At 64.3% G+C, this 22,271-nt stretch carries 23 protein-coding genes; 1 reads left to right on the top strand and 22 read right to left on the bottom strand.

Annotated elements, in window-relative coordinates:
- Positions 1-101 precede the first annotated feature (101 nt).
- The 4 genes from D3227_RS19350 to D3227_RS19335 form a co-directional block, all read right to left on the bottom strand.
- Positions 102-1,073: a beta-ketoacyl-ACP synthase III gene (locus tag D3227_RS19350; protein ID WP_120015906.1), complete on the bottom strand. Its 972-nt coding sequence runs from the start codon at positions 1,071-1,073 to the stop codon at positions 102-104.
- 9 nt (positions 1,074-1,082) lie between these two features.
- Entirely contained in the window at positions 1,083-2,153 is a 1,071-nt protein-coding gene (gene plsX, locus D3227_RS19345) for a phosphate acyltransferase PlsX (protein ID WP_120015905.1), read from the bottom strand.
- Between the two features lie 133 nt (positions 2,154-2,286).
- Positions 2,287-2,835 (bottom strand): YceD family protein, encoded by a 549-nt coding sequence (locus tag D3227_RS19340; RefSeq protein ID WP_120015904.1) that lies wholly within the window; start codon positions 2,833-2,835, stop codon positions 2,287-2,289.
- Positions 2,836-2,846: 11 nt separating this feature from the next.
- The gene (locus D3227_RS19335; protein WP_120015903.1) at positions 2,847-3,389 is read right to left on the bottom strand and encodes a ubiquinol-cytochrome C chaperone family protein; all 543 of its coding nucleotides are present in this window, start codon (positions 3,387-3,389) and stop codon (positions 2,847-2,849) included.
- A 115-nt stretch (positions 3,390-3,504) separates the two neighbouring features.
- On the opposite strand from D3227_RS19335, the gene D3227_RS19330 reads away from it, so the two are divergent.
- The gene (locus D3227_RS19330; protein WP_120015937.1) at positions 3,505-4,020 is read left to right on the top strand and encodes an outer membrane protein assembly factor BamE; all 516 of its coding nucleotides are present in this window, start codon (positions 3,505-3,507) and stop codon (positions 4,018-4,020) included.
- A gap of 184 nt (positions 4,021-4,204) precedes the next feature.
- Here the strand turns inward: D3227_RS19330 and D3227_RS19325 are convergent, their stop codons facing one another.
- The 18 genes from D3227_RS19325 to ldtR form a co-directional block, all read right to left on the bottom strand.
- Complete coding sequence (locus D3227_RS19325) at positions 4,205-6,346, bottom strand: sodium-translocating pyrophosphatase (protein ID WP_120015902.1); 2,142 nt, start codon at positions 6,344-6,346, stop codon at positions 4,205-4,207.
- Positions 6,347-6,633: 287 nt separating this feature from the next.
- Complete coding sequence (locus D3227_RS19320; RefSeq protein WP_120015901.1) at positions 6,634-7,383, bottom strand: ABC transporter permease; 750 nt, start codon at positions 7,381-7,383, stop codon at positions 6,634-6,636.
- Positions 7,380-8,318 (bottom strand): ABC transporter ATP-binding protein, encoded by a 939-nt coding sequence (locus D3227_RS19315; RefSeq protein ID WP_120015900.1) that lies wholly within the window; start codon positions 8,316-8,318, stop codon positions 7,380-7,382. Before D3227_RS19315 ends, D3227_RS19320 begins: the two co-directional genes overlap by 4 nt.
- Positions 8,315-9,490, bottom strand: coding sequence for an ABC transporter permease (locus D3227_RS19310; protein WP_208646395.1), 1,176 nt, complete (start codon positions 9,488-9,490; stop codon positions 8,315-8,317). The genes D3227_RS19315 and D3227_RS19310 overlap by 4 nt, the downstream gene beginning before the upstream one ends.
- Positions 9,491-9,533: 43 nt before the next feature.
- On the bottom strand, positions 9,534-10,445 hold the full coding sequence (gene osmF, locus D3227_RS19305) for a glycine betaine ABC transporter substrate-binding protein OsmF (RefSeq protein ID WP_120015899.1): 912 nt from the start codon (positions 10,443-10,445) through the stop codon (positions 9,534-9,536).
- Between the two features lie 157 nt (positions 10,446-10,602).
- Positions 10,603-11,823 carry an MFS transporter gene (locus tag D3227_RS19300; RefSeq protein ID WP_120015898.1) on the bottom strand — a complete coding sequence of 407 codons (1,221 nt, stop codon included), beginning with the start codon at positions 11,821-11,823 and terminating at the stop codon, positions 10,603-10,605.
- On the bottom strand, positions 11,820-12,320 hold the full coding sequence (gene nusB, locus D3227_RS19295) for a transcription antitermination factor NusB (RefSeq protein ID WP_120015897.1): 501 nt from the start codon (positions 12,318-12,320) through the stop codon (positions 11,820-11,822). Before nusB ends, D3227_RS19300 begins: the two co-directional genes overlap by 4 nt.
- Entirely contained in the window at positions 12,317-12,811 is a 495-nt protein-coding gene (gene ribH, locus D3227_RS19290; RefSeq protein ID WP_120015896.1) for a 6,7-dimethyl-8-ribityllumazine synthase, read from the bottom strand. The genes nusB and ribH overlap by 4 nt, the downstream gene beginning before the upstream one ends.
- Before the next feature lie 95 nt (positions 12,812-12,906).
- Positions 12,907-13,524, bottom strand: coding sequence for a riboflavin synthase (locus tag D3227_RS19285; RefSeq protein ID WP_120015895.1), 618 nt, complete (start codon positions 13,522-13,524; stop codon positions 12,907-12,909).
- Positions 13,524-14,654: a bifunctional diaminohydroxyphosphoribosylaminopyrimidine deaminase/5-amino-6-(5-phosphoribosylamino)uracil reductase RibD gene (gene ribD, locus D3227_RS19280; protein ID WP_120015894.1), complete on the bottom strand. Its 1,131-nt coding sequence runs from the start codon at positions 14,652-14,654 to the stop codon at positions 13,524-13,526. The genes D3227_RS19285 and ribD overlap by 1 nt, the downstream gene beginning before the upstream one ends.
- 2 nt (positions 14,655-14,656) lie before the next feature.
- The gene (gene nrdR, locus D3227_RS19275; protein WP_006201907.1) at positions 14,657-15,136 is read right to left on the bottom strand and encodes a transcriptional regulator NrdR; all 480 of its coding nucleotides are present in this window, start codon (positions 15,134-15,136) and stop codon (positions 14,657-14,659) included.
- A gap of 39 nt (positions 15,137-15,175) precedes the next feature.
- On the bottom strand, positions 15,176-15,550 hold the full coding sequence (locus tag D3227_RS19270) for a hypothetical protein (protein WP_245451795.1): 375 nt from the start codon (positions 15,548-15,550) through the stop codon (positions 15,176-15,178).
- 17 nt (positions 15,551-15,567) lie between these two features.
- On the bottom strand, positions 15,568-16,182 hold the full coding sequence (locus D3227_RS19265; protein ID WP_120015935.1) for an invasion associated locus B family protein: 615 nt from the start codon (positions 16,180-16,182) through the stop codon (positions 15,568-15,570).
- 84 nt (positions 16,183-16,266) lie between these two features.
- On the bottom strand, positions 16,267-17,580 hold the full coding sequence (gene glyA, locus D3227_RS19260; protein WP_120015893.1) for a serine hydroxymethyltransferase: 1,314 nt from the start codon (positions 17,578-17,580) through the stop codon (positions 16,267-16,269).
- A gap of 128 nt (positions 17,581-17,708) precedes the next feature.
- Complete coding sequence (locus tag D3227_RS19255) at positions 17,709-19,349, bottom strand: Na+/H+ antiporter (RefSeq protein WP_120015892.1); 1,641 nt, start codon at positions 19,347-19,349, stop codon at positions 17,709-17,711.
- 141 nt (positions 19,350-19,490) lie between these two features.
- Positions 19,491-20,744, bottom strand: coding sequence for a L,D-transpeptidase family protein (locus D3227_RS19250; RefSeq protein ID WP_120015891.1), 1,254 nt, complete (start codon positions 20,742-20,744; stop codon positions 19,491-19,493).
- A 353-nt stretch (positions 20,745-21,097) separates the two neighbouring features.
- Positions 21,098-21,508, bottom strand: coding sequence for a hypothetical protein (locus D3227_RS19245; protein WP_245451794.1), 411 nt, complete (start codon positions 21,506-21,508; stop codon positions 21,098-21,100).
- 168 nt (positions 21,509-21,676) lie between these two features.
- Positions 21,677-22,192, bottom strand: a complete 516-nt coding sequence (gene ldtR / locus D3227_RS19240; RefSeq protein ID WP_006201915.1) for a transcriptional regulator LdtR — start codon at positions 22,190-22,192, stop codon at positions 21,677-21,679.
- Positions 22,193-22,271 lie beyond the last annotated feature (79 nt).

Below are 22,271 nucleotides of genomic sequence, written 5' to 3'. Positions count from 1 at the left end.
CGACCGTCCCATCAGCTCAAAAACATAAATCGATACAAGCAGCGGCAGAGCCTAAGTAATTGATCCGGCAAGGTCAAGGACCGAACCCGTACGTTCGGCACTTACCAGCGAACCAAAACCGCGCCCCAGGTGAAGCCCCCACCCATCGCCTCGAGCAGCACCAGGTCACCCTTCTTGATGCGGCCGTCGGCGACGGCCACCGAGAGCGCCAGCGGTACGGAGGCAGCCGAGGTGTTACCGTGCAAATCGACCGTTACCACCACCTTTTGCTCGGCAATCCCAAGCTTCTTGGCGGAAGCGTCAATAATCCGTTTATTGGCCTGATGCGGCACGAACCAGTCGAGATCGTCGGCGGTGATGCCGGCCTGCGCGAAGGTCGCCTCGATGACATCGGTGATCATGCCGACGGCGTGCTTGAACACTTCGCGGCCTTCCATCCTGAGATGCCCGACCGTCCCGGTGGTCGAGGGGCCGCCGTCGACGAAAAGCTTGTCCTTGTGGACGCCGTCGGAACGCAGGCTGGCCGCCAGCACGCCGCGGTCGGCGACGCCGCCAGCCCCCTCGCCCGCTTCGAGGACCAGCGCGCCGGCGCCGTCACCGAAGAGCACGCAGGTCGAGCGGTCGCTCCAGTCGAGGATGCGCGAGAAGGTCTCCGAGCCGATCACCAGGACGCGCTTTGCCAGGCCGCCGCGGATGTAGAGGTCGGCGGTCGCCACCGCATAGACGAAACCGGAGCACACGGCCTGCATATCGAAGGCAAAGCCGTGATGCATGCCGAGCCGGTTCTGGATCTCGACGGCGGTGGCCGGAAAGGTGTTGTTGGGCGTCGAGGTGGCCAGCACGATGAGGTCGATGTCGGCCGGCGTCAGCCCGGCGCTGTCGAGGGCTGCGCGCGCCGCCGCCTCGCCAAGTGAGGCCGTCGTCTCGTCGTCGGCCGCGACATGGCGCTGCCGGATGCCGGTGCGCTGGACGATCCACTCGTCGGAGGTCTCGACCATGCCTTCGAAATCGGCATTCTTCATGATGCGGCGGGGCAGCGCGGCGCCCGAGCCGCGCACGACTGATCTGATCAAAGCTCTTTCCTATTCCTTTGCGTCGACGACGACGTCGGATTTCCTGTTTGCCTGGGCATGCGGATTGCGCGCATGGAACAGATCGAGATCGGCCTCGATGCGGTCAAGCAGATTGTTGCGCACCATGTCGTAGCCGAGCTCGATCGCCGCCGCAAAGCCGTCCGAATCGGCGCCGCCATGGCTTTTCACCACGATGCCGTTGAGGCCCAGGAAGACGCCGCCATTGGAACGGCCAACATCCATCTTTTCGCGCAGCCGGTCAAAAGCGCCCTTGGCGAAGACATAGCCGATCCTGGCCATCAGCGTGCGGCTCATGGCGGCGCGCAGATAGCCGCCGATCTGCCTGGCGGTGCCTTCCGCCGTCTTGAGCGCAATGTTGCCGGCGAAGCCCTCGGTGACGACCACGTCGACCGTGCCCTTGCCGATGTCATCGCCCTCGACGAAGCCGCGATAGTTCATCGAGGCCATGTTGGCCTCGCGCAGCATGCGGCCGGCCTCCTTGACCTCTTCCTGGCCCTTGATCTCCTCAACGCCGACATTGAGCAGGCCGACGGTAGGCCGTTCGATGCCGAAAACCGAGCGCGCCATGCCGGTGCCCAGAATGGCGAAATCGATGAGCTGGTGCGCATCGGCGCCGATTGTGGCGCCGACGTCCAGCACCACGCTTTCGCCGCGCGTATTCGGCCAAAGGGCCGCGATCGCCGGGCGATCGATGGTCGCCATGGTACGCAGGCAGAATTTCGACATCGCCATCAGCGCGCCAGTGTTGCCGGCCGAGATGCAGGCCTGCGCGGTGCCCGATTTGACCGCCTCGACCGCCTTCCACATGGACGACTTCCAGCGGCCGTGGCGCAGCGCCTGGCTGGGCTTGTCGTCCATCCTGACCGCAATCTCGCAATGGACGAATTCGCTGATCTCGGCCAGCTTGGGGAACTTGGAAAGCTCGGGGCGAACCGCTTCCTCGCGTCCATAAATGATGAAGCGGATGTCGGGACGGCGGATGGCGACGGTCATGAGCGCCGGGATGACCACGCTCGGTCCGTGATCGCCGCCCATGGCATCGATGGAAATCCTGATCACGCGGTATTCATCTCACGGTTTGCCTGGCCTGCGACTGAGGGGCTTGCCAAGGTACGGGGGGCTCGCGAAGGTTCGGCGAAAATAGCGGTTTTGGGCTGCCGCACAACCGACTTTTCCAATATCGGCTCCGCTTTCAGGATTTTCCAAGCAGCGACCGCAGCTTTTGCTGGAATTCGCTTTCAGCGGGCTTGGCATCGTCGGCGACTTCCACCGATGCTCCCGCCTTGCGCGGATAAGGATCGATCGCCAGGCCGAAAAACTGCTCGGCAAGCGCGCCGACGTCGATCGTGTCGCCGGAAAAAGTTTCCGGGCTGTCGGGCCCATCGGCATCCAGCACGATCTCGCCGCCGCCTTCGAAACCCTGCCGCCCGAGCTTGGACTGCTCCGGCAGGAAGAGCGCCTCGACCGGCTCGTCGATATGTGCCGCGACCGGGTCGAGGGTGACGATGCAGGCCTGGGTCAAGTCTGCCTCGACACGGCCGCTGACCTTGACGCCATTGCGCTTCCACGGCGCCACCAGAAGCTCGGCGCGGTAGCGTTCGACCGAAAGCAGTTCGTGCTCAGTGGCGAGTGCGGCGCGCTGCCGTTCGTCGGCATCGATCACCACAGGCAACCCCTTTTGCGGCAGGCGGCCGACGTTGGCCACAAAGGACACCGGGCCTTGGGGATCGGCATCTTTCATCTTCCCCTCCTTCAAGCTGCCCTGGCCACGGGAAACACCACCGTGCCGGAAGCGATCGATTCGGCCGGCTGCGCCGCGAGCTGCCTGGAAGCATCCGCGACATAGGCTGCCAGCAGCGGCGCCTGCTGCCAGGCGCCGGCATCGGGCCTGACATTGCGGGCGAGCGCGCTAGCCAGCGCCTCGCGGTCGTCACGCTCCAGCGCATCGTCATAGGCGGCCGTGCGGCCGTAGAACATTTTTGCCAGCTTCTTCATGCGCTTGGGCACGCCGACATCGCCTATGCCCAGTTCCCTAAGCGAGTGCTCGACATCGAGGAAGAACTCGTCGATCAGCACCTGCGCGAGCTCGGTCGCGGCACCGCTCTCGCCGCGCAGCCGGTGCTGGAACAGGAACATGTGCAGCGACAACATCTCGAAACGGCCGAGCGGCGTGTCCGGCACATTCCAGTCGGAATAAAATATGGTTTGCCGCGCCGCTGCCACGATTTGTGCGTAGAGCGCCTCGGTGATGGCGCGGTTGGCGTGGCGTTCGCGGCCAAAAAGGCGCTGGAACATTGAGGGTGGTCTCCTGGGGACCGTTTGTTTGAATTGGCCTTGTTGCATCGGCAGGCAAGCTGGTTTACCGGTTTTGCCGCCCAGCGCAAGTTGCGGCCAGCTAATGGAGTTGTTGTTGCGCGCGCTGAAATTCAAGTCGTCTTCTCTGCCCAGGTCCGCCGGTATGGTCTCGCTGCTGGTGGCGGCTGCAGCGCTTTCCGCCTGCAATTCGTCCAAGATGGTCGGTGATCTCAATCCCAGCGAGACGCTGACGCAAGGTTATGTGATCGACCAGCAGGCGATCGACTCGGTGCCGGTCGGTTCCAGCCGCGAACAGGTGCTGCTGGCGCTCGGCACACCGTCGACGACGGCCACCTTCGACAACGAGGCCTTCTACTACATCTCGCAGACACGCAAGCGTTACGTCGCCTTCGACAAGCCGCGTCTCGTCGACCAGAAAGTGCTGGCTGTCTATTTCGGCGCCGACGGGCGCGTCACCCAGATCGCCAATTACGGCCTGAAGGACGGCAGGATGTTCGACTTCATCTCGCGCACCACGCCGACAGGCGGCAAGGACCAGAATTTCCTCAGCCAGATCATCAACGGCGCCAGCAAGCTGGCGCCCGGCATTCCCGGCGGCGGCACGCCCTGAGGCTGATTCCTTTCCGGCACCCTTCTTTTCCCTTTTTGCTTCTCTGAAGCAGCAACATCTCAGGCGACCAAAAGCCCGTAGGAGCGATCCTGCGGGCTTTTGTTTTGACGAAGCATCTGATCGTCGCAAGAAAAAACCCGCGGGATCGCTCCCGCGGGTTTTGTTTAGAGCGATGGCTCCGTGCTCAGCCGTGCGCGAGCACGGCCAGCAGCAGGAGCGCAACGATGTTGGTGATCTTGATCGCCGGGTTGACCGCCGGGCCGGCGGTGTCCTTGTAGGGATCGCCGACGGTGTCGCCGGTGACCGAGGCCTTGTGCGCCTCGGAGCCCTTGAGGTGCTTGACGCCGTCCTTGTCGACAAAACCGTCCTCGAACGATTTTTTCGCGTTGTCCCAGGCGCCGCCGCCCGAGGTCATCGAGATGGCGACAAACAGGCCGTTGACGATGACGCCGAGCAGCGAGGCGCCGAGCGCTGCAAAGGCCGACGCCTTCGAACCCGAGATCAGCAGCACGCCGAAATAGACGACGAGCGGCGCCAGCACCGGCAGCAGCGAGGGGATGATCATTTCCCGAATCGCCGCCTTGGTCAGCAGGTCGACCGCGCGCGCATAGTTCGGCTTCGACGTTCCGGCCATGATGCCCGGGTCCTCGCGGAACTGCTTGCGCACCTCCTCGACGATGGCGCCCGCCGCGCGGCCGACGGCCGTCATGGCGATGCCGCCGAACAGATACGGGATCAGGCCGCCGAAGATCAGGCCGGCGACGACGTAAGGGTTGGAGAGATCGAAGGAGATTTCGCCCATGCCCTGGAAGTAAGGATATTTGTCGCCATTGGCGGCAAAGAACTTCAGGTCGTTCGAGTAGGCCGCAAACAGCACAAGCGCGCCAAGGCCGGCCGAACCGATGGCGTAGCCCTTGGTCACCGCCTTGGTGGTGTTGCCGACTGCGTCGAGGGCGTCGGTCGAGTGGCGCACCTCCTTGGGCAGGCCAGCCATTTCGGCAATGCCGCCGGCATTGTCGGTGACCGGGCCAAAGGCGTCGAGCGCGACGATCATTCCGGCAATGCCGAGCATGGTGGTGACCGCGATCGCCGTGCCGAAGAGGCCGGCGAGCTGGTAGGTGGAGATGATGCCGCCGACGATGACGATCGCCGGAAGTGCTGTCGATTCCAGCGATACCGCGAGGCCCTGGATGACGTTGGTACCATGGCCGGTCACCGAAGCCTGGGCGATGGAGTTGACCGGGCGCTTGTTGGTGCCGGTGTAGTATTCGGTGATCACTACAATGAGGCCGGTCACCAGAAGCCCGATCAGGCCGCAGATGAACAGGTTCTTGCCGGTGATAGCCATGCCGGCAACGGTGCCGATCTCGCCCCAGCCGAGGGTTGCCGAAGTGGCGACGCCGAGGCCGACGATCGACAGCAGACCAGTGACGATCAGGCCCTTGTAGAGGGCGCCCATGATCGAGCCGTTGGAGCCGAGCTTGACGAAGAAGGTGCCGACGATCGAGGTCAGGATGCAGGCGCCGCAGATGGCCAGCGGATAGAGCATGGCGGCGCCGAGAACGGGAGTGCCGCCGAAGAAGATGGCGGCGAGAACCATGGTGGCAACGACGGTCACCGCATAGGTCTCGAACAGGTCGGCGGCCATGCCGGCGCAGTCGCCGACATTGTCGCCGACATTGTCGGCGATAGTGGCCGGGTTGCGCGGATCGTCTTCGGGGATACCGGCTTCGACCTTGCCGACGAGATCGCCGCCGACGTCTGCGCCCTTGGTGAAGATGCCGCCGCCGAGACGGGCGAAGATCGAGATCAGCGAGGCGCCGAAGCCGAGCGAAACCAGCGAGTCGATGACGATGCGGTCATTGGGCTGAAGGCCCATGAAATGGGTCAGGATGAGGTAGTAGATCGAGACGCCGAGCAGCGCCAGGCCCGCGACCAGCATGCCGGTGATGGCGCCCGATTTGAAGGCGATGTCGAGACCGGCGGCGAGGCTGTTGGAGGCCGCCTGCGCGGTGCGCACATTGGCGCGCACCGAGACGTGCATGCCGATGAAGCCGGCGGCGCCGGAAAGCACGGCACCGATCAGGAAGCCGATCGCGGCGGTGATCGACAGCAGCCACCATGCAAGCAGCAGGACGACGACGCCGACGACGGCGATGGTGGTGTACTGGCGCGCCAGATAGGCCTGCGCACCTTCGCGGATGGCCGCGGAGATTTCCTGCATGCGTGCATTGCCCTGATCGGACGCGAGGACCGATCGGGTCGCCCAGATTGCGTAAAGGACTGAAAGCAGGCCGCAGGCGATGACGGCGGAAATGATGGTCATTGCCGGATTTTCCTCGATTGATGGCCCAAAAGAACCCCTCCCTGGGCCGTTGAGACGGGGAGCGGCATTCCGCCAGGCGGATTCCGTCCCTTCGCAGCGGTGTATGCGAAACAGGGCTCGGAACGTCAAGATATTGTTCGGTTTTTGCCCGGCTTTCGGCCAAAAGGCGCAGACGGCGACGCAGCTTCCTGCTCCGCCTTCCTTTTAGATCGATTGAAATGACGTAGCGGAACAAGGTCGGCTGAGATCACTATCGGTACGACGCCGAACCGTCATCTCGGGCGGCGCTACTCCGTTTCCCGCCCCATGCGGCGTGCCGTATAGCGCTCGATGGCCGACAGCCCGTCATAGATCAGTACCGCAAGGGCCGCGACGATCAGGCCGCCTTGCAGGACGAAGGCGAGGTTGTTCGACAGCAGGCCGGCAATGATCACCTCGCCCAGCGTCTTCGCCGCCACGGTCGAGCCGATGGTCGCGGTGGCGAGGCTGATGACCACGGAAAGCCTTATGCCGCCGAGGATGATCGGGGCACTCAGCGGCAGCTCGACCTTGGTGAGCCTTTGCCAGCCGGTCATGCCGGCGCCGCGCGCTGCTTCAATGACGTTGGCAGGCAGCGTCGTGAGACCAGTCAGCGCGTTCTCGAAGATCGGCAAAAGGCCATAGAGAAACAGCGCGATCAGCGTCGGCTTCTCGCCGAAGCCGACGGCAGGCACGGCCAGCGCCAGCACCGCCACCGGCGGAAAGGTCTGGCCGATATTGACCAAGCTGCGCGACAGCGGCAGGAACTCGGCGCCGGCCGGCCTTGTGACAAGGATGGCGAGCGCCACGGCGACCAGGGTTGCTGCCACCGTGGCGATCAGCACGGTCCTCAGATGCAGGAGCGTCAACGTCAGCAGGCTGCCCTGATTGTAGATCGCCGGCGCGCCGTTCTCAGTCAGCGGCTTTAGGAGCGGCTCGAACCAGCCGGGATTGGTGACGAAGGCGACGAGCAGCACCACCAGCAAAAGCCTGAGCAGCGAGGGCAGCCAGGCTTTCATGCCGGCCTCGCCGCGCGCTTGACCAGCCCGTCCACAGTGACGCGGCCGAGCGGCTTGCCGTCTTCGCCCTTCACCGGCAGCGCCGGGCGGCCGGACCAGAGCAGCTCAGCTAGCGCGTCGCGCTGGCTGGCGTCACCGGGGATCGCTTCGCCTTCGGCGGTCCCCTTCTCCACCGCGTCGCGCACGCGGCCGAGCGACAGCAACCGGAACGGTTTTTCGCTGGCGCCGACCAGAGTCTCGACGAAGGCGCTGGCCGGTTTCGCCAGGATCTCGGCGGGCTTTGCGTATTGCACCAGCTTGCCGGCATCCATGACGGCGATCTTGTCACCCATATGCACGGCCTCTTCCATGTCATGGGTGACGAGGATGATGGTGGTGCCGAAACGCTTCTGGATCGCCAGCAGATCCTCCTGCGCCTTGTTGCGGATGATCGGGTCGAGCGCGCCGAACGGCTCGTCCATCAGCAGCACGTTGGGCTCGGCGGCGAGCGCGCGGGCAACGCCGACGCGCTGCTGCTGGCCGCCGGAGAGTTCGTGCGGATAGCGCGGCCCGTAAGCATCGGGATCAAGCTGGTAGAGCGTCATCAACTCGTCGACGCGCGCCTTGATGCGTGCCTTGTCCCAGCCGAGCAACACCGGCACGGTCGCGATGTTCTGCGCCACGGTGCGGTGCGGAAACAGGCCGTGGCCCTGGATGGCATAGCCGATGCTGCGGCGCAGTTCGTAACCGGGCAGCGAACGGTTGTCGTTGCCGTCGAGCCTGATGACGCCGGCGGTCGGCTCAACCAGCCGGTTGATCATGCGTAACAGCGTCGTCTTGCCGGAGCCCGACGTGCCGACGATGACGCAAAGCGTGCGCGGCTCGATCACCATCGAGACGTCGTCGACGACAGTCGTTTCCTCATAGCGCTTGGTAATGCCTTCGATCTCGATCATGCCGTTTCAACCCTGCGCTTGGTGGCGGTCATTTCGATCACTGCGTCGAGGATGATGGCCGCGACAAAGGCCAATGCCACCGTTGGCACGGCGCCAAGCAGCACCAGATCCATCGCCGTCTGGCCGACACCCTGGAACACGAACACGCCAAAACCGCCGCCGCCGATCAGCGCGGCGATGGTGGCAAGGCCGATGTTCTGGACCAGCACGATGCGGATGCCGGTGAGGATGACCGGAAAGGCCAGTGGAAACTCGACGCCGAACAGGCGCTGGCGGTCGGTCATGCCCATGCCGCGCGCGGCATCGTTGGCGGCACGCGGCACACCGGCAAGGCCGACCACGGTGTTGGCGACCACCGGCAGCAGCGAATAGAGGAACAGCGCGACAAAGGCGGGGGCGGTGCCGATGCCGCGAATGCCGAGTTCGGCCGCGCCCGGCACATGGGTGGCGACCCAGCCGAGCGGCGCGATCAGCAGGCCGAACAGCGCGATCGAGGGGATGGTCTGGATGATGTTGAGCACATTGAGCACCCCTGCCCGCAGCTTCTCGACGCGGTGGCAAAGAATGCCGAGCGGCAGGCCGACGACCGCCGCCACGGCCAGCGAGCCGAGTGCGAGCGTGATGTGTTTGGAGCCTTCGGCCCAAAAGCTGTCGGCGCGGTTGGCGTATTCCTTGAGGATCGACAGGCTGTTCCATTGCCCTGATATCAACAGCAGGCCGATGGCAACAGCCGCGACGACGAGCACGCCGACCCGCGCCCAGGGCGACGGGTTCAGCCTTGTCAGCACGTCGGCAAGCAGAAGCGTGAAGGCGAAGATCAACAGCCAGAAACCGGAGGCCGGCGAAACGCGGGCGAAGGTGTTGCCCACCGGCGTCAGGAAGCTGCCGGCGACTCCGATCAGGATGGCGAGCGCCGCGAGCGCCACCACGCTGGCGCCGAGACGCAGCACGAGCGGTGTTTTCAGCAAGGCAATGAGCGCGCCGGCGACGAGGATTGCCAGTAGTATCGGACCCGCCGTTGTCGGCAGCGCTTCCAGGATCGAGCGCGCCTCGCCGGGCACGATGCGGTTGGCGCGGAAGGTGGCGAACGGGGCAAGGAACGCCGCATAGGCTGCTATCGCGGCGATGACCACGCCGAGCTTGTCGAAGCGGATGCGCACGCCCTCTCCCATCAGTCGATGCGGCGCGCCGCCGATTGGGCGCGCCGCAATCGCCTCACTTGAGGAAGCTGTTCTTCTTCAAAAAGTCCTCGGCGACGCCCTTGACCGGCTCGCCGCCGACCTGCACGCGACCGTTCAATTCCTGCAGAGTGACGAGGTCGAGCTTGGCGATGACCGGCTTTAGCAGCGTCTCGATCTCGGGATGTTCCTTCAGCACTGCCTCGCGGATGATCGGCGCCGGCTGGTAGACCGGCTGCACCCGCTTGTCGTCGTCGAGCACGACAAGACCGGACGGCGCGATGCCGCCATCCGTACCGTAGACCATGGCGGCGTTGGCGCCATTGGTCTGGTTGGCGGCCGCAGCAATGGTCGCGGCAGTGTCGCCGCCTGACAGAGTGATCAGCTGGTCGGGTTTCAGCGTGAAGCCGTAGGTGGTCTGGAAGGCCGGCAGGGCCGCCGCCGAATTGACGAACTCGGCTGAGGCCGCGAGCACCACCTTGCCGCCGCCGGCAACGTATTTGCCGAAGTCGGAGAGCGTCGCCAGCTTGTTTTCGTCGGCGACCTCCTTGCGCAGCGCGATCGCCCAGGTGTTGTTTGCCGGCGACGGCGACAGCCAGACGATCTTGTTGGCGTCGTAGTCAAGCTTCTTGGCAGTCTCGTAAGCCTTGGCGGCATCCTTCCACACCGGATCATCAGCCTTCTCGAAGAAGAAGGCGGCGTTGCCGGTATATTCCGGATAGATGTCGATCTCACCAGCGATGATCGCCTTGCGCACCACCGGCGTACCGCCAAGTTGAATGCGGTCGGTGGTCTTGATGTTGTTGGCGTTCAGCACCAGCTGGATGATGTTGCCGAGCACGCCGCCCTCGGTGTCGATCTTCGAGGAGACGACCACCTGGGCATTTGCCGACGCCGCGGAAATACCGAGCGCAAGCGCGGCGCCGGCCAGAAGCTTGATTGAAAACATGATGGGAATCCCTTGCTGTGAACCGAATTACGGTTGCCGCATATGAGCATGGCTTCAACGCCCCGTCGGGGCACACGGTTTCATAACAAATGGGATGCACGCAATAATTTTGTGCGGGCTGGCCCAATCCGGCGCCGCCCATCCAGACAAGGTCGTGTCAGGTGGCCGGGCGCAAGCCCGTCATCTTCAGTGCGCCCAGCGCCACGAAGCAGAGCGCGGTAACCGGGAAGACGATCCAGTTCAGCATCTCCCAGCCCCAGGCGTTGTAGACGGCGCCCGACATCAGCGAGGCGAAGGCGACGGAGCCGAACAGGACGAAGTCGTGAAAGCCCTGTACCTTGCCCTTTTCCGATGGCCGGTAGCTGTCGGCGACCATGGCTGTGGCGCCGATGAAGCCGAAATTCCAGCCGAGGCCGAGCAGGATCAGCGCCGTCCAGAACTGCCATAGCGCCAGACCCGACAGAGCCACCACGGCGCAAGCGACGAGCAGGATCAGGCCAGCAGTGACGATGCGTTCGGCGCCGAAGCGGTGGATCAGCGAACCGGTGAAGAAACTCGGCGCGAACATCGCCATGACATGCCAGGAAATGCCGAGCATCGCATCGTCGGTCGACAGGCCGCAGCCAACCATGGCGAGCGGCGCGCCGGTCATTACGAAACTCATCAGCGCGTAGCTGCCGACGGCGCAGAAGAGCGCCGCGACGAAACGCGGCCGGGTGACAATCTCGGAGAGCGGCCGCGCATCGCTGTCGGCGATCTCGGTCTTGCCGGCAGCCCGAGACGGGATGCGCAGGAACGAGAGGATAATGGCGCCGACAGCGGCCAGCACAAGGATGGAGGCGAAGGAGCCGGCAAACATCACCGGCGCGAACAATTCGCGGGTGAAGATGACGATCTGCGGCCCGAGTATTGCGGTGACGACGCCCCCCGCCAGCACGAAGGAAATGGCGCGCGCCTTGAACTCGGGCGGCGCATTGTCGGCGGCGGCGAAGCGGAACTGCTGGACGAACGCGCCGCCGATCCCGAGCACCAAGAGGCCGAAAGCGAACAGCCAGAAGTTCGGATGGAAGAGCGCCAGCGTAGCGACCAGCCCGCCGAGTGCGGTGACGATGGTGCCGGTCATGAAACCAACGCGCTGGCCGAGGCTACGAATGATGGCGGCAGCCGGCAGTGCGCCGAGCGCTACACCGACATTGAAGCCGGTGATCGGCGCCGTCGCCAGCGACTTGTCGGCGGCCAGTAGGTATTGGCCGGCCAGCCCGCCCACGGAAATGGCGATGGGGGCGGCCGAACCGATGATCGCCTGCGCGGCGGCAAGGATGAATGCCGTGCGGCGTGCTTCCCTGCCGGCCTCGGCGACGACAGTCGCGGCCGTCATGAAGCGTCCTTGCCGCGCCCCTCGCCGCGCACCCGGCGTGACACGCGATCGAGCACGGCGTTGGTGAGCTTTGGCTCGTCTTCCTCGTAGAAGGCCTTGGCGATGTCGACATATTCCGAAACGATGACGGCGACCGGCACGTCGTCGCGCTTCATCAATTCATAGACGCCGGCGCGCAGAATGGCGCGCAGCGTCGAATCCAGCCTCGACAGTGGCCAGTCGTCGGTCAGCGCCTGGCGGATGATCGGATCGATGGTCTTCTGGTTCTCGACGACGCCGGTGAGGATGGCGCGGAACCACTGCGCGTCGGCTTCGCGATAGAGCGCGCCGTCGACTTCCTTGCCGAGCCTGAACGCCTCATACTCCGCCGTGATCTCGAAGATGCCGCTGCCGGCCACGTCCATCTGGTAGAGCGCCTGCACGGCGGCAAGACGGGCGGCGCCACGCTTGTTGGCGTGGCGTATCGCGGGCTGGCCGGGCGAAGCGGGTTCGCTCACGATTGCGCTCCCAGCTGCTCTTTGAGAGCGATCATAGTAAGCGCCGCGCGCGCGGCAAAGCCGCCCTTGTCGCCTTCCGAACGTTTGGCGCGGGTCCAGGCCTGCGCGTCGTTCTCGGTGGTCAGGATGCCGTTGCCGATGCAGACCGAATCCTGGACCGACATGTCCATCAGCGCACGGCTGGATTCATTGGCGACGATGTCGAAATGATAGGTATCGCCACGAATGATGGTGCCAAGCGCGACAAAACCGTCATAGCCGGTCCCGCCGCCGGCAGCACCGTCGAGGGCGAAGGTGATCACGGCCGGAATCTCCAGCGAGCCTGGAACGGTGACGACATCATAGGTCGCGCCGGCTTCGTCCAGCGCGCTTGTCGCGCCTTCGAGCAGCGCGTCGGCAAGCTCGTCATGGAACCGCGCCTCGATGACGAGAAGGTGGGCCTTCTTCTTCGGGCGGATGAACGCTTTGCCGTGTTGGGATGTGCCAGCCATAAATGTCTCCGGGGATCGCCGGTGACTTAGGCCGAAGCGGCCGCATTCGCAAGCTTTGTCGGACGTTCAGGCCCGGTCTAATTTCCGAGGGTGGCTCAAAGTCCCTCTTTCGCCGCCTCCACCAGGCGTGCCGCGTAGCGGGCCATGGTGTCGATCTCGAGGTTCACGCGGTCGCCTACCTGGCGCTCGCCCCAGGTGGTGACGGTCAGCGAATGGTGGATCAACAGCACGTCGAAGCGGGTGCCTTCGACCTTGTTGACGGTGAGCGAGGTGCCGTCGAGGGCGACGGAACCCTTCGGCGCGATGAACCTTGCCACTTCGCGCGGCGCTTCGAGCGTGAAGCGCACCGCATCGCCCTCGTCCTTGCGCGCCACGATCTCAGCCGTGCCGTCGACATGGCCGGAGACGATGTGGCCGCCGAGCTCGTCGCCGATCTTCAACGCCCGTTCGAGATTGATCCTGGTGCCGGATTTCCAGCCAGCGGCTGTCGTCAACCGCAATGCTTCTTCCCAGGCTTCGACCTCGAACCAGCGCGCGTTCGAGCCACCGTCGGGCAGTGCCGTCACCGTCAGACAGACGCCGCCGCAGGAGATCGAAGCACCGATAGCGATGGTCTCGGGATCGTAGGCGGTGTCGATGCGCAGGCCGACACCTTCCCTGAGCGGCTTGACGGCAGCGACGGTACCGACATCGGTGACAATTCCGGTGAACATCAGATGTCCCTCACCCACTCCAGGTAGCTGTCCTCGCCGAACTGCATGTCGCGCAGTTTGCGAAATCCTGCCGGGATATGGTTGGCGTCGATGGGCGATGCAATGCCGCCCTCGCCGATCGTCTCAGATCCGTGGAACAGCACGATGCGGTCGACCAGTCCTTCGGCAAGGAAGGCGCGAGCCACCTTGGCGCCGCCCTCGACCAAAACGCTGGCCATGCCGAGCGCCGCCAGGTCTTCCAGAAGCTCGGGCAAGGCAACGCCGCCCTCATGGGTCTCGGTGCCGATGAAGCGGACGCCGGCGCGTTCGAGCGCGGCACGCCTGTGCGGGTCGGCCTCCAGGCAAGCGGCGACATAGAGTGGGACCCGGTCGACACCGGAAACCAGTTTCGAGGCTTCCGGCAGCCTGATCTGGCGATCGAGCACGATGCGTGCCGGCGAGCGGTTCTCCAGCCCCGGCAAACGCACGGTCAGCGCCGGATCGTCCTCCAGCGCGGTGCCGATGCCGACCAGGATGCCGTCGGCCTCGGCCCGCATCAGATAGACTTCACGGCGCGCGATCTCGCCGGTGATCGCGACCTGGCCCTCGCCTTCCACGCCGATCTTGCTATCGCTGGAAAGCGCAAGTTTCAAAATCACTTCCGGGCGTTTTTTGAGAGACCGAATCAGATAGCCGGCCATCTGCTCCGAGGCCTCGGCCGCCATCACTTTTTCGACCACCTCGATACCTGCGGCACGCAGGATCGCGTAACCCTGGCCGGAAACGCGCGGATCGGGATCGCTCGCCGCACCAACCACGCGCGCAACGCTGGCATTGACCAGCGCGTTGGCGCAGGGCGGCGTTCGGCCATGGTGTGCGCAAGGCTCCAGAGTGACATAGGCCGTGGCGCCGCAGGCCAGTTCGCCGGCCTCGGCCAATGCCTCGGTCTCGGCATGCGGACGCCCGCCGACCGCGGTGACGCCGGTGCCGACGATCATCGGCCCTGCGCCGTCGTCGCGCACGATCAGCGTGCCGACGGAGGGATTGGTCGAGGTGCGCCCGGCATTCTTGCGCGAAAGCCTGAGCGCCGCCGCCATGAAGCGGCGATCGAGGACCTGCTGTTCGGCCTGGCTGAGCTTCGGGCTTGCCATGCTCAGCCAGCGTCCTCTTCGCTCTTCAGCTCGTCGCCCTTGAGCTCGCCCAGCACCTCATGAAAATCCTTGGCCTCGCGGAAATTGCGATAGACCGAGGCGAAGCGCACATAGGCGACGTCATCGAGCGACTTCAGCGCCTCCATGACCAGCCGCCCGACCTCGCCCGAAGCCACCTCCGTCTCGCCCGAGCTTTCGAGCTGGCGCACGATGCCGGTGACGGCGCGGTCGATGCGTTCGGGGTCGACATTGCGCTTGCGCACGGCGATCTCGACCGAGCGCAGCAGCTTGTCGCGGTCGAACGGTACCTTGCGGCCGGACTTCTTGACCACGACGAGGTCACGCAGCTGCACACGCTCGAAAGTGGTGAAACGGCCGCCGCAATCGGGGCAGACGCGCCGCCTGCGGATCGCCGCGCCATCCTCGGCGGGGCGCGAATCCTTCACCTGCGTATCTTCGGACTGGCAGTAGGGACAGCGCATGGAGAGCCTTCGGTTAGCGATTCTCGTGGGACGGAAGGCTTAGAGGTTTTTGCCGCAATGGCAAAGCACGGACGGCCTTCCGTGCCTCAGAGATAGCGAGGCGCGAGGAAGATTGCCAGCGCCGCGACCAGCCACACCGCGATGCCGCCTAGAACCGCGAGCCGGTAGTCTACGCGGTCGATGAACCGCCAGCAGGCGCCGAGGAAGGCGATAGGCCGGGATCGTCTTGAAGCCGGCAAGGCAGGCTTCGCGAAAACCGGTCGGATTGCCCTTGGCGCCGACGGCCAGGAGCGCGATCACCGCAAAGGTCGGCGCCAAGGGCAGGATGCCGGGCAAGATGTTGCCGCGCTTCGAGGCCCAGACGATCAGTGCGGTGACCAGGCCGCCGACCATGCCCTTCCAGAGAATGTCCATGGCGCGGCTCCGCCGCGTCAGGGCGCGACGTCGGTGGTCGGGAAGCCGCAGGATGCGCCGAGGCTGCGATAGGCCTTGGTGAAGCCGTCCATCGAGATGGTCGCGACCGGCGCGTTGGCGAAAGCGACGTCGAGCGCACCGGCGCGGCGCATGGCGCGCAGGACCGCCAGCGTGGTCTCGGCCTTGTTGTTCACCATCCACTGGTCGCCAATATCGGCACTGACGGTCACCTTGACCTTGCCTTTGTCGTCGCCAAACACCGCAGGGATGTTCTCGCCGGTCGGCAAATCCTTGTTCCTCAGCGCAATGATAAGGCTCGGGTAGCCGTTGGGCGGCAGCACGTCGCCGTTGGAGATGGCGAGCGTCAGCGTGCCGCTGGTGCCGTTCGCATCGAGGAAGGCGGTCGAGGCGGCGCAGGTCTTGCGCACATCCTCGCCGGTTTTGACCTCGTCGACGATCGTCGACCATTTGCCGAAGGTTTCCGTCTTGGGTGTGGTGGCTTCTGGTGCCGCGGGCTGGGGTGCCGTGGCCTGGGGCGGCGCAGGTTGGGTGGTCGTGGTCTGCGCCGAGGCGACGCCGGCCAATTGCAGCATGGCCAGCACGCCAGGGCCGGCAAGTCGAAGAAATCGCATCATCAAGGCTCCTGTCCGCAACGCCGCTCCAGCTGGAGCGGCGCTTCTCGTCATCGCCAATAAGGGATGAGGCCGGGCGTCAGGTCAACCGAGATAGGGATAGAGCGGGAAGCGATCGGTCAGTGCCACGACCTTGGCCTTGACCGCTGCCTCGACGGCCGCATTGCCCTCGTCGGAATTCGCCACTTTGAGCCCGTCCAGCACCTCGGCGATCAGCTTGCCGATCTCACGGAACTCGGCCTGGCCGAAGCCGCGCGTGGTGCCGGCAGGGGTGCCGAGCCGCACGCCCGAGGTGACGAAGGGCTTTTCCGGATCGAAGGGGATGCCGTTCTTGTTGCAGGTGATGTTGGCGCGGCCGAGGGCTGCCTCGGCGCGCTTGCCGGTCGCGTTCTTCGGACGCAGATCGACCAGCATCAGATGGTTGTCGGTGCCGCCGGAGACGATGTCGAGGCCGGTTTCCTTGAGGCTGGAAGCCAGCGCCTTGGCATTGGCGGCGACGCTCTCGGCATAGAGTTTGAAGCTCGGCTTCAGCGCCTCGCCGAAGGCCACTGCCTTGGCGGCGATGACATGCATCAGCGGGCCGCCCTGCAGGCCCGGGAAGACGGCCGAGTTCATCTTCTTGGCGATGTCTTCGTCATTGCACAGGATCATGCCGCCACGCGGGCCGCGTAGCGACTTGTGCGTCGTCGTCGTGACGACATGGGCATGCGGCAGCGGCGACGGGTGGACGCCGCCGGCGACGAGGCCGGCGATGTGGGCCATGTCGACCATCAGATAGGCGCCGACCGCATCGGCGATCTCGCGGAAGCGCTTCCAGTCCCAGACGCGCGAATAGGCGGTGCCGCCGGCCAGAATCAGCTTCGGCTTGGTCTCATGCGCGGTCTTCTCGATCGCGTCCATGTCGAGCAGGTGGTCCTCCTTGCGCACGCCATAGGAGACGACCTTGAACCACTTGCCGCTCATGTTGACCGGCGAGCCGTGGGTGAGATGGCCGCCGGAGTTCAGGTCGAGGCCCATGAAAGTGTCGCCGGGCTGCAGCAGCGCCAGGAACACCGCCTGGTTCATCTGGCTGCCGGAGTTCGGCTGGACGTTGGCGAAGTTGCAGCCGAACAGTTTTTTGGCGCGCTCGATGGCGAGCTCCTCAGCCACATCGACGAACTGGCAGCCGCCATAGTAGCGCTTGCCCGGATAGCCCTCGGCGTATTTGTTGGTCATGATCGACCCTTGCGCCTCGAGCACGGCGCGCGAGACGATGTTTTCCGACGCGATCAGCTCGATCTCATGGCGCTGGCGGCCGAGTTCGTTGCGGATGGCGCCGAAAATCTCCGGATCGGCATCTTCCAGCGTGGTTTCGAAGAAGGATTCGAATTTGTTCGACACTGCCGTTGCTGTAGCCATGGCCTGAAATCCCCTAGGGTCCGAAGGTCTGGAAGGTTCGCCGCGGCATTAACACAGTTGTTTTCGCCTCGCCACGTTTGCGACGCGAAATTTGCTGGCCGAATTGCGCCAGTGAGGTTGCGCGACGACTATTTCCGCTCCTTCCGGCCTTTCAGCAGGGCCTCGGTCAGCGTGATCTCGGCAAACAGCGCCTGCGCCGTATGGTCATTGATATCGCCGCTGCGCAACATGGCGCGCACTGCGGTGCGCTCGGCCTCGATGGCGGCGAAGCGGAGCTCGAGCTCCAGCCGCCCGGCTTCGCGAGCCTCGGCACGGGCTTCATCGGCCTCGTCGGAGGCGGCGATGCGGCGACGGTACCCGGCGACGATGCTGTCGGCGACGGCAAGGCGGGCATCGGCCGCCTCCCCTTCGCTTGCGTCATTGGCGATAATCTCGATGCGGGCGATGGCCGCATTGGCCGCGCCGACGCGTGCCCGGCGCTCCTCGGCGGCACCCGGATCCTCGCCCGGTTCGACGAGCCCACGCGCGATCTTCGGCAAGGCAAGGCTGGCGATGGTGAGTGAGCAGATGATGACGCCGGCGGCGAGGAAGATGACGATGTCGCGCGCCGGAAACGGCGAGCCGTCAGGCATGGTTAAAGGCAGCGACAGGATGCCGGCCAAAGTGATGGCGCCGCGCACGCCGGCCACCGAGCCGGCAAGCCGCACGCGCAGGCCGAACGGTTCGGCCTTGCGCTTGCCAAACCGCGCGGCAAGGCGCTGCGCTATGTCGCCGACCCAGATCCAAAGGAAGCGTAGACCGATCAGGCACAGGGTGAGGATCAGCACCGTGGCGACCGGCTCGATCAGCCAGTGCCGGCTCGAAAGCTCGGGCGGTACCTTGCGGATGATATCGGGAAGCTGCAGGCCGAGCAGGATGAACAGCGCGCCGTTGAAGACGAAGGACAGCGTCGTCCACAGCGACATGGTCTGCATGCGCGCCGAGACGCCAAGATAGCGGAATATGCCGGAGCCACTGGTGAGCACACCGGCGGTGACAGCAGCCAGGATGCCGGAAGCGCCGGCATGCTCGGCGCCGAGATAGGCGATGAAGGGGATCAGAATCATCACCAGCACTTGCGCCTCGGCCGGCACGCCGCCGATGCGGTTCAACAGCTGCAAAGTCTTGGCGGCGACAATCAAGGCCACCACGCCGGCGACGATGCCGGCCACCACGGCATAGAGGAAGCCCAGCGACGCGGCGCCCAGGGAAAAGCTGCCGGTCATCGCTGCCGCCACGGCGAAGCGGAACATGACCAGGCCCGACGCGTCGTTGAGCAGCGACTCGCCTTCGAGGATGTGCATCAGCCGCGCCGGCACCACGTTCCTGTCGACGATCGAGGACACTGCCACCGCGTCGGTCGGAGACAGCACCGCTGCAAGCGCGAAGGCGACGACGAGCGGGATGCTCGGCACCAGCCAGTGCAAGGCGTAGCCGAAGCCGACGATGGTGAAGAAGACGAGACCGATGGCAAGGTCGAGGATCGGGCCGCGCAGTGCCAGCAATTCACGCTTCGGCGCGGTGGCGGCGTCGCTGAACAGCAATGGCGGGATGAAAATCAGAAGGAACAGTTCGGGATCGATCTCGACATGGAAGCCGCGAGCCGGCCAGGCAAGTGCGGCACCGATTGCGATCTGCAGCACCGGCAGCGGCACCCGCACCAGACGGACCAGCGCGCCGGAGATAGCGACGAATCCGAGCACGACCAGGATAAAGACAGCGACTTGCATGGTGCGATTCCGGGTGTTGGCGGACCATGCGCAATGGAAACTGCGCCGTCCAGTCAGGGTCTCCGGCGAAGGCCGTCAGCCTGTAGCGGAAAGCAAAAAGGCCGCCCTTTCGGCGGCCTTTTCGAAAGAGATATCAGCTATTTACAGCGAAGACGTGATCTGAAGCTCGTCGTTGCCGTCGAGGCCGTAGATGTCGTCGCGGAATTGCACAACGCCAGGCCCCGTCGACCAGGCCGACAGATAGAGGAAGTGGACCGGCACCGGGTTGACGACCTGCACCGGTGTGTTCTCGCCGGTCTTGATCGTACCCTCGAAATGCTGGCGGTCCCAGCCGGGCGTGTCGCGCAAGATCCAGGTGACGAGGTCGCGCACGTTCTGGACGCGCACGCAGCCAGAGGAATCGAAGCGCATCAGCTTGCCGAACAAGCTCTGCTGCGGCGTGTCGTGCATATAGACGCCGTCCGGGCTCGGGAAATTGATCTTCACCGACGCCATGGCATTGCCGGCGCCCGGATCCTGGCGGAAGCGGTACTTCTCGGCATCGTCGGTCGACCAGTCGACCGTCATCGGATCGACCTCGCTGCCATCCGGCGCGAACAGGCGAATATGGCTGTCCTTGAGATAGTTCGGGTCCTTGCGCATCAGCGGAATGATGTCCTTGCGCACGATCGAGACCGGAGCGTTCCAGTAGGGATTGACGATGATCTCGTTGATCTTGGAATTGACGATCGGCGTCTGGCGATCGATCTTGCCGACGACTGCGGTGTGGCGAAGCACGACGCGGTCGTTTTCGACTGCCTCGACCTGGGCCGCCGGGATGTCGACCAGCACGTAACGGTTGCCGAGCGTGCCGGCCTTTTCACGCAGACGCTGCAGATTGGTCTGCAACTGACCAAGCCGGATCTGTGCCGAGACGTTCATCGCCGTATAGGTGTATTTGCCCATCGAACCGTCGGCGGGTAGGCCATGGCGCGCCTGGAAACGCTTGACCGCGGCATCGACATAGGAATCGAAGGCGGTCGAGATGCCGGCGCTCTGCGCCAGGTCGCCCGACATCATCAGGCGCTTGCGCAGCGGCACCACATCCGGGTCGTCGACGCCGAGCTGCAGCTTCTTGGTCGCGGGAACCTCGCCCCAGCCACCCTGGGCGACGATGTTCTGATATTGCGCCACCGCCTGCTCGGTGAAAGCAACCGTCTGCAGGCTGAAGATCGGCAGCGTCGAGGCCACCTTGCCACCTTCGCTGGCGCGGGCGTCGAACTGGTCGTCCCAATTGCCGCGGCCCGAGGATTTCAGGATATCCCCGATGACGTCCTGAGCGCTGGCGCTGTTCGCCACAAGAGCGGCGGCGAGCGCGGAGGCTCCGGAAAGGAAGAAACGGCGGCTGGTTCTCATGGACGTTCCAGACATTTTAGCGGTATTCGATCTCGCTCAGTTCGCTCTCAACGGGCGATTACGCCCGCACTCTAGGGCTGGCAATGTTAACAATTAGCCAACCATGACCTGCATCACTTGGGCGTGAAACGCGCTGTCGCGATGCCGGTTCGAGTGAGCGCAAGCGCTGGCCCGCAGCATCACCCGCATCCTCGCTTCCACTGGGATTATGGCGGCAACGTGGCCTTGGCCCGCGATTTGCATCAGGCGGCGCCGCGAAAAGAAAGGACCGGTGCTTTTCGGCACCGGTGAGAAATCCAAACATCGGATCTGCAGCAGGTCCTTTGTCCCCGATCATCCTTCAGCGTGAAGTCTCAACCCTTTGGGTCCTGATGTGGCGGTACCTTCAATTCCGAGCATCGTTGCAACACCTCATTCTGAGGATAGCGCAGGACTTTGTTGTCCAGTTTGAGCAGCAGCTCTCGTCTCTTGTCCGTGCTCTCACCGTCCGAACAAGTCATATCCAGAAGGACGGCGTCCAGGCGATTGATCTTCTGAACTTTTTCCAGTGTGCAGCCGACCTCCCACATTTCCACTGCCTTGTCGGTAAACGTCACGATCGAGTCATTGTTGTCGCAAGGGGAACTGCCTTCCGCGGCAAAGGAATCCTTCCACCACTCCTCGGCGAAAGCCGTTTGCGGGAGCAATAAAAACATCACGGCGACCGAGCAAATCTTCCAGCGTTTTCCCAGGTCCATCATGCGCTCCCCGCCAAGCCGCGACATTAGGCACTGCTGCAGAGAAAGCAAACCTGGCAGAGATGCTGCCGACGGGTCGGCTGGCGCTTTGGGATCAGGAAAAAGAAAGGACCGGCGCCTTTTGGCACCGGTCCCTGATTGGCTGTTCCCCCGGCCGCGCTTCTGTGGCGCGGCTTCGGTTATGACGCGGATGCCTTACATCCGATAAGCGATGGTGTCGTTCCAGAAGCGATCCAGCCGCTGCAGCGCGCGGTTCATCTGCTTGAACTCGTCGGTGTTGATGCCGCCGACCTGCTCGATGGAGCCGACATGGCGTTCGTAGAGGCCGGCGACGACATCGGCCACCTCATTGCCCTTCGGCGTCAGCGAGACGCGGACCGAACGGCGGTCGATGCGCGAACGCTGGTGATTGATGAAGCCGAGGTCGACCAGCTTCTTCAGATTGTAGGAGACATTCGACCCGAGATAGTAGCCGCGCGAGCGCAGTTCGCCGGCGGTCAGCTCCGAATTGCCGATGTTGAACAGCAGCAGCGCCTGGATGGCGTTGATGTCGGAGCGGCCGTTGCGGTCGAACTCGTCCTTGATCACGTCAAGCAGGCGGCGGTGCAGACGCTCCACCAGCTGCAGCGATTCCATGTACAGCGAACGGATCGCCTCGCGGCGGTCGTCGGATACGGTGGCGGGCTTCGCCGCCGGACGCGAATTGATCATTGTCTTTGCCTCTCGTTTGTCGCCCGGTGATTTTTTGTTTTTCACCTTGATTGCGACACTATCGAATACTCATAAAATT

Source organism: Mesorhizobium waimense, assembly GCF_003601975.1.
Classification (GTDB): Bacteria; Pseudomonadota; Alphaproteobacteria; order Rhizobiales; family Rhizobiaceae; genus Mesorhizobium; species Mesorhizobium waimense.
This window is presented reverse-complemented; position numbering and strand designations above follow the sequence as displayed.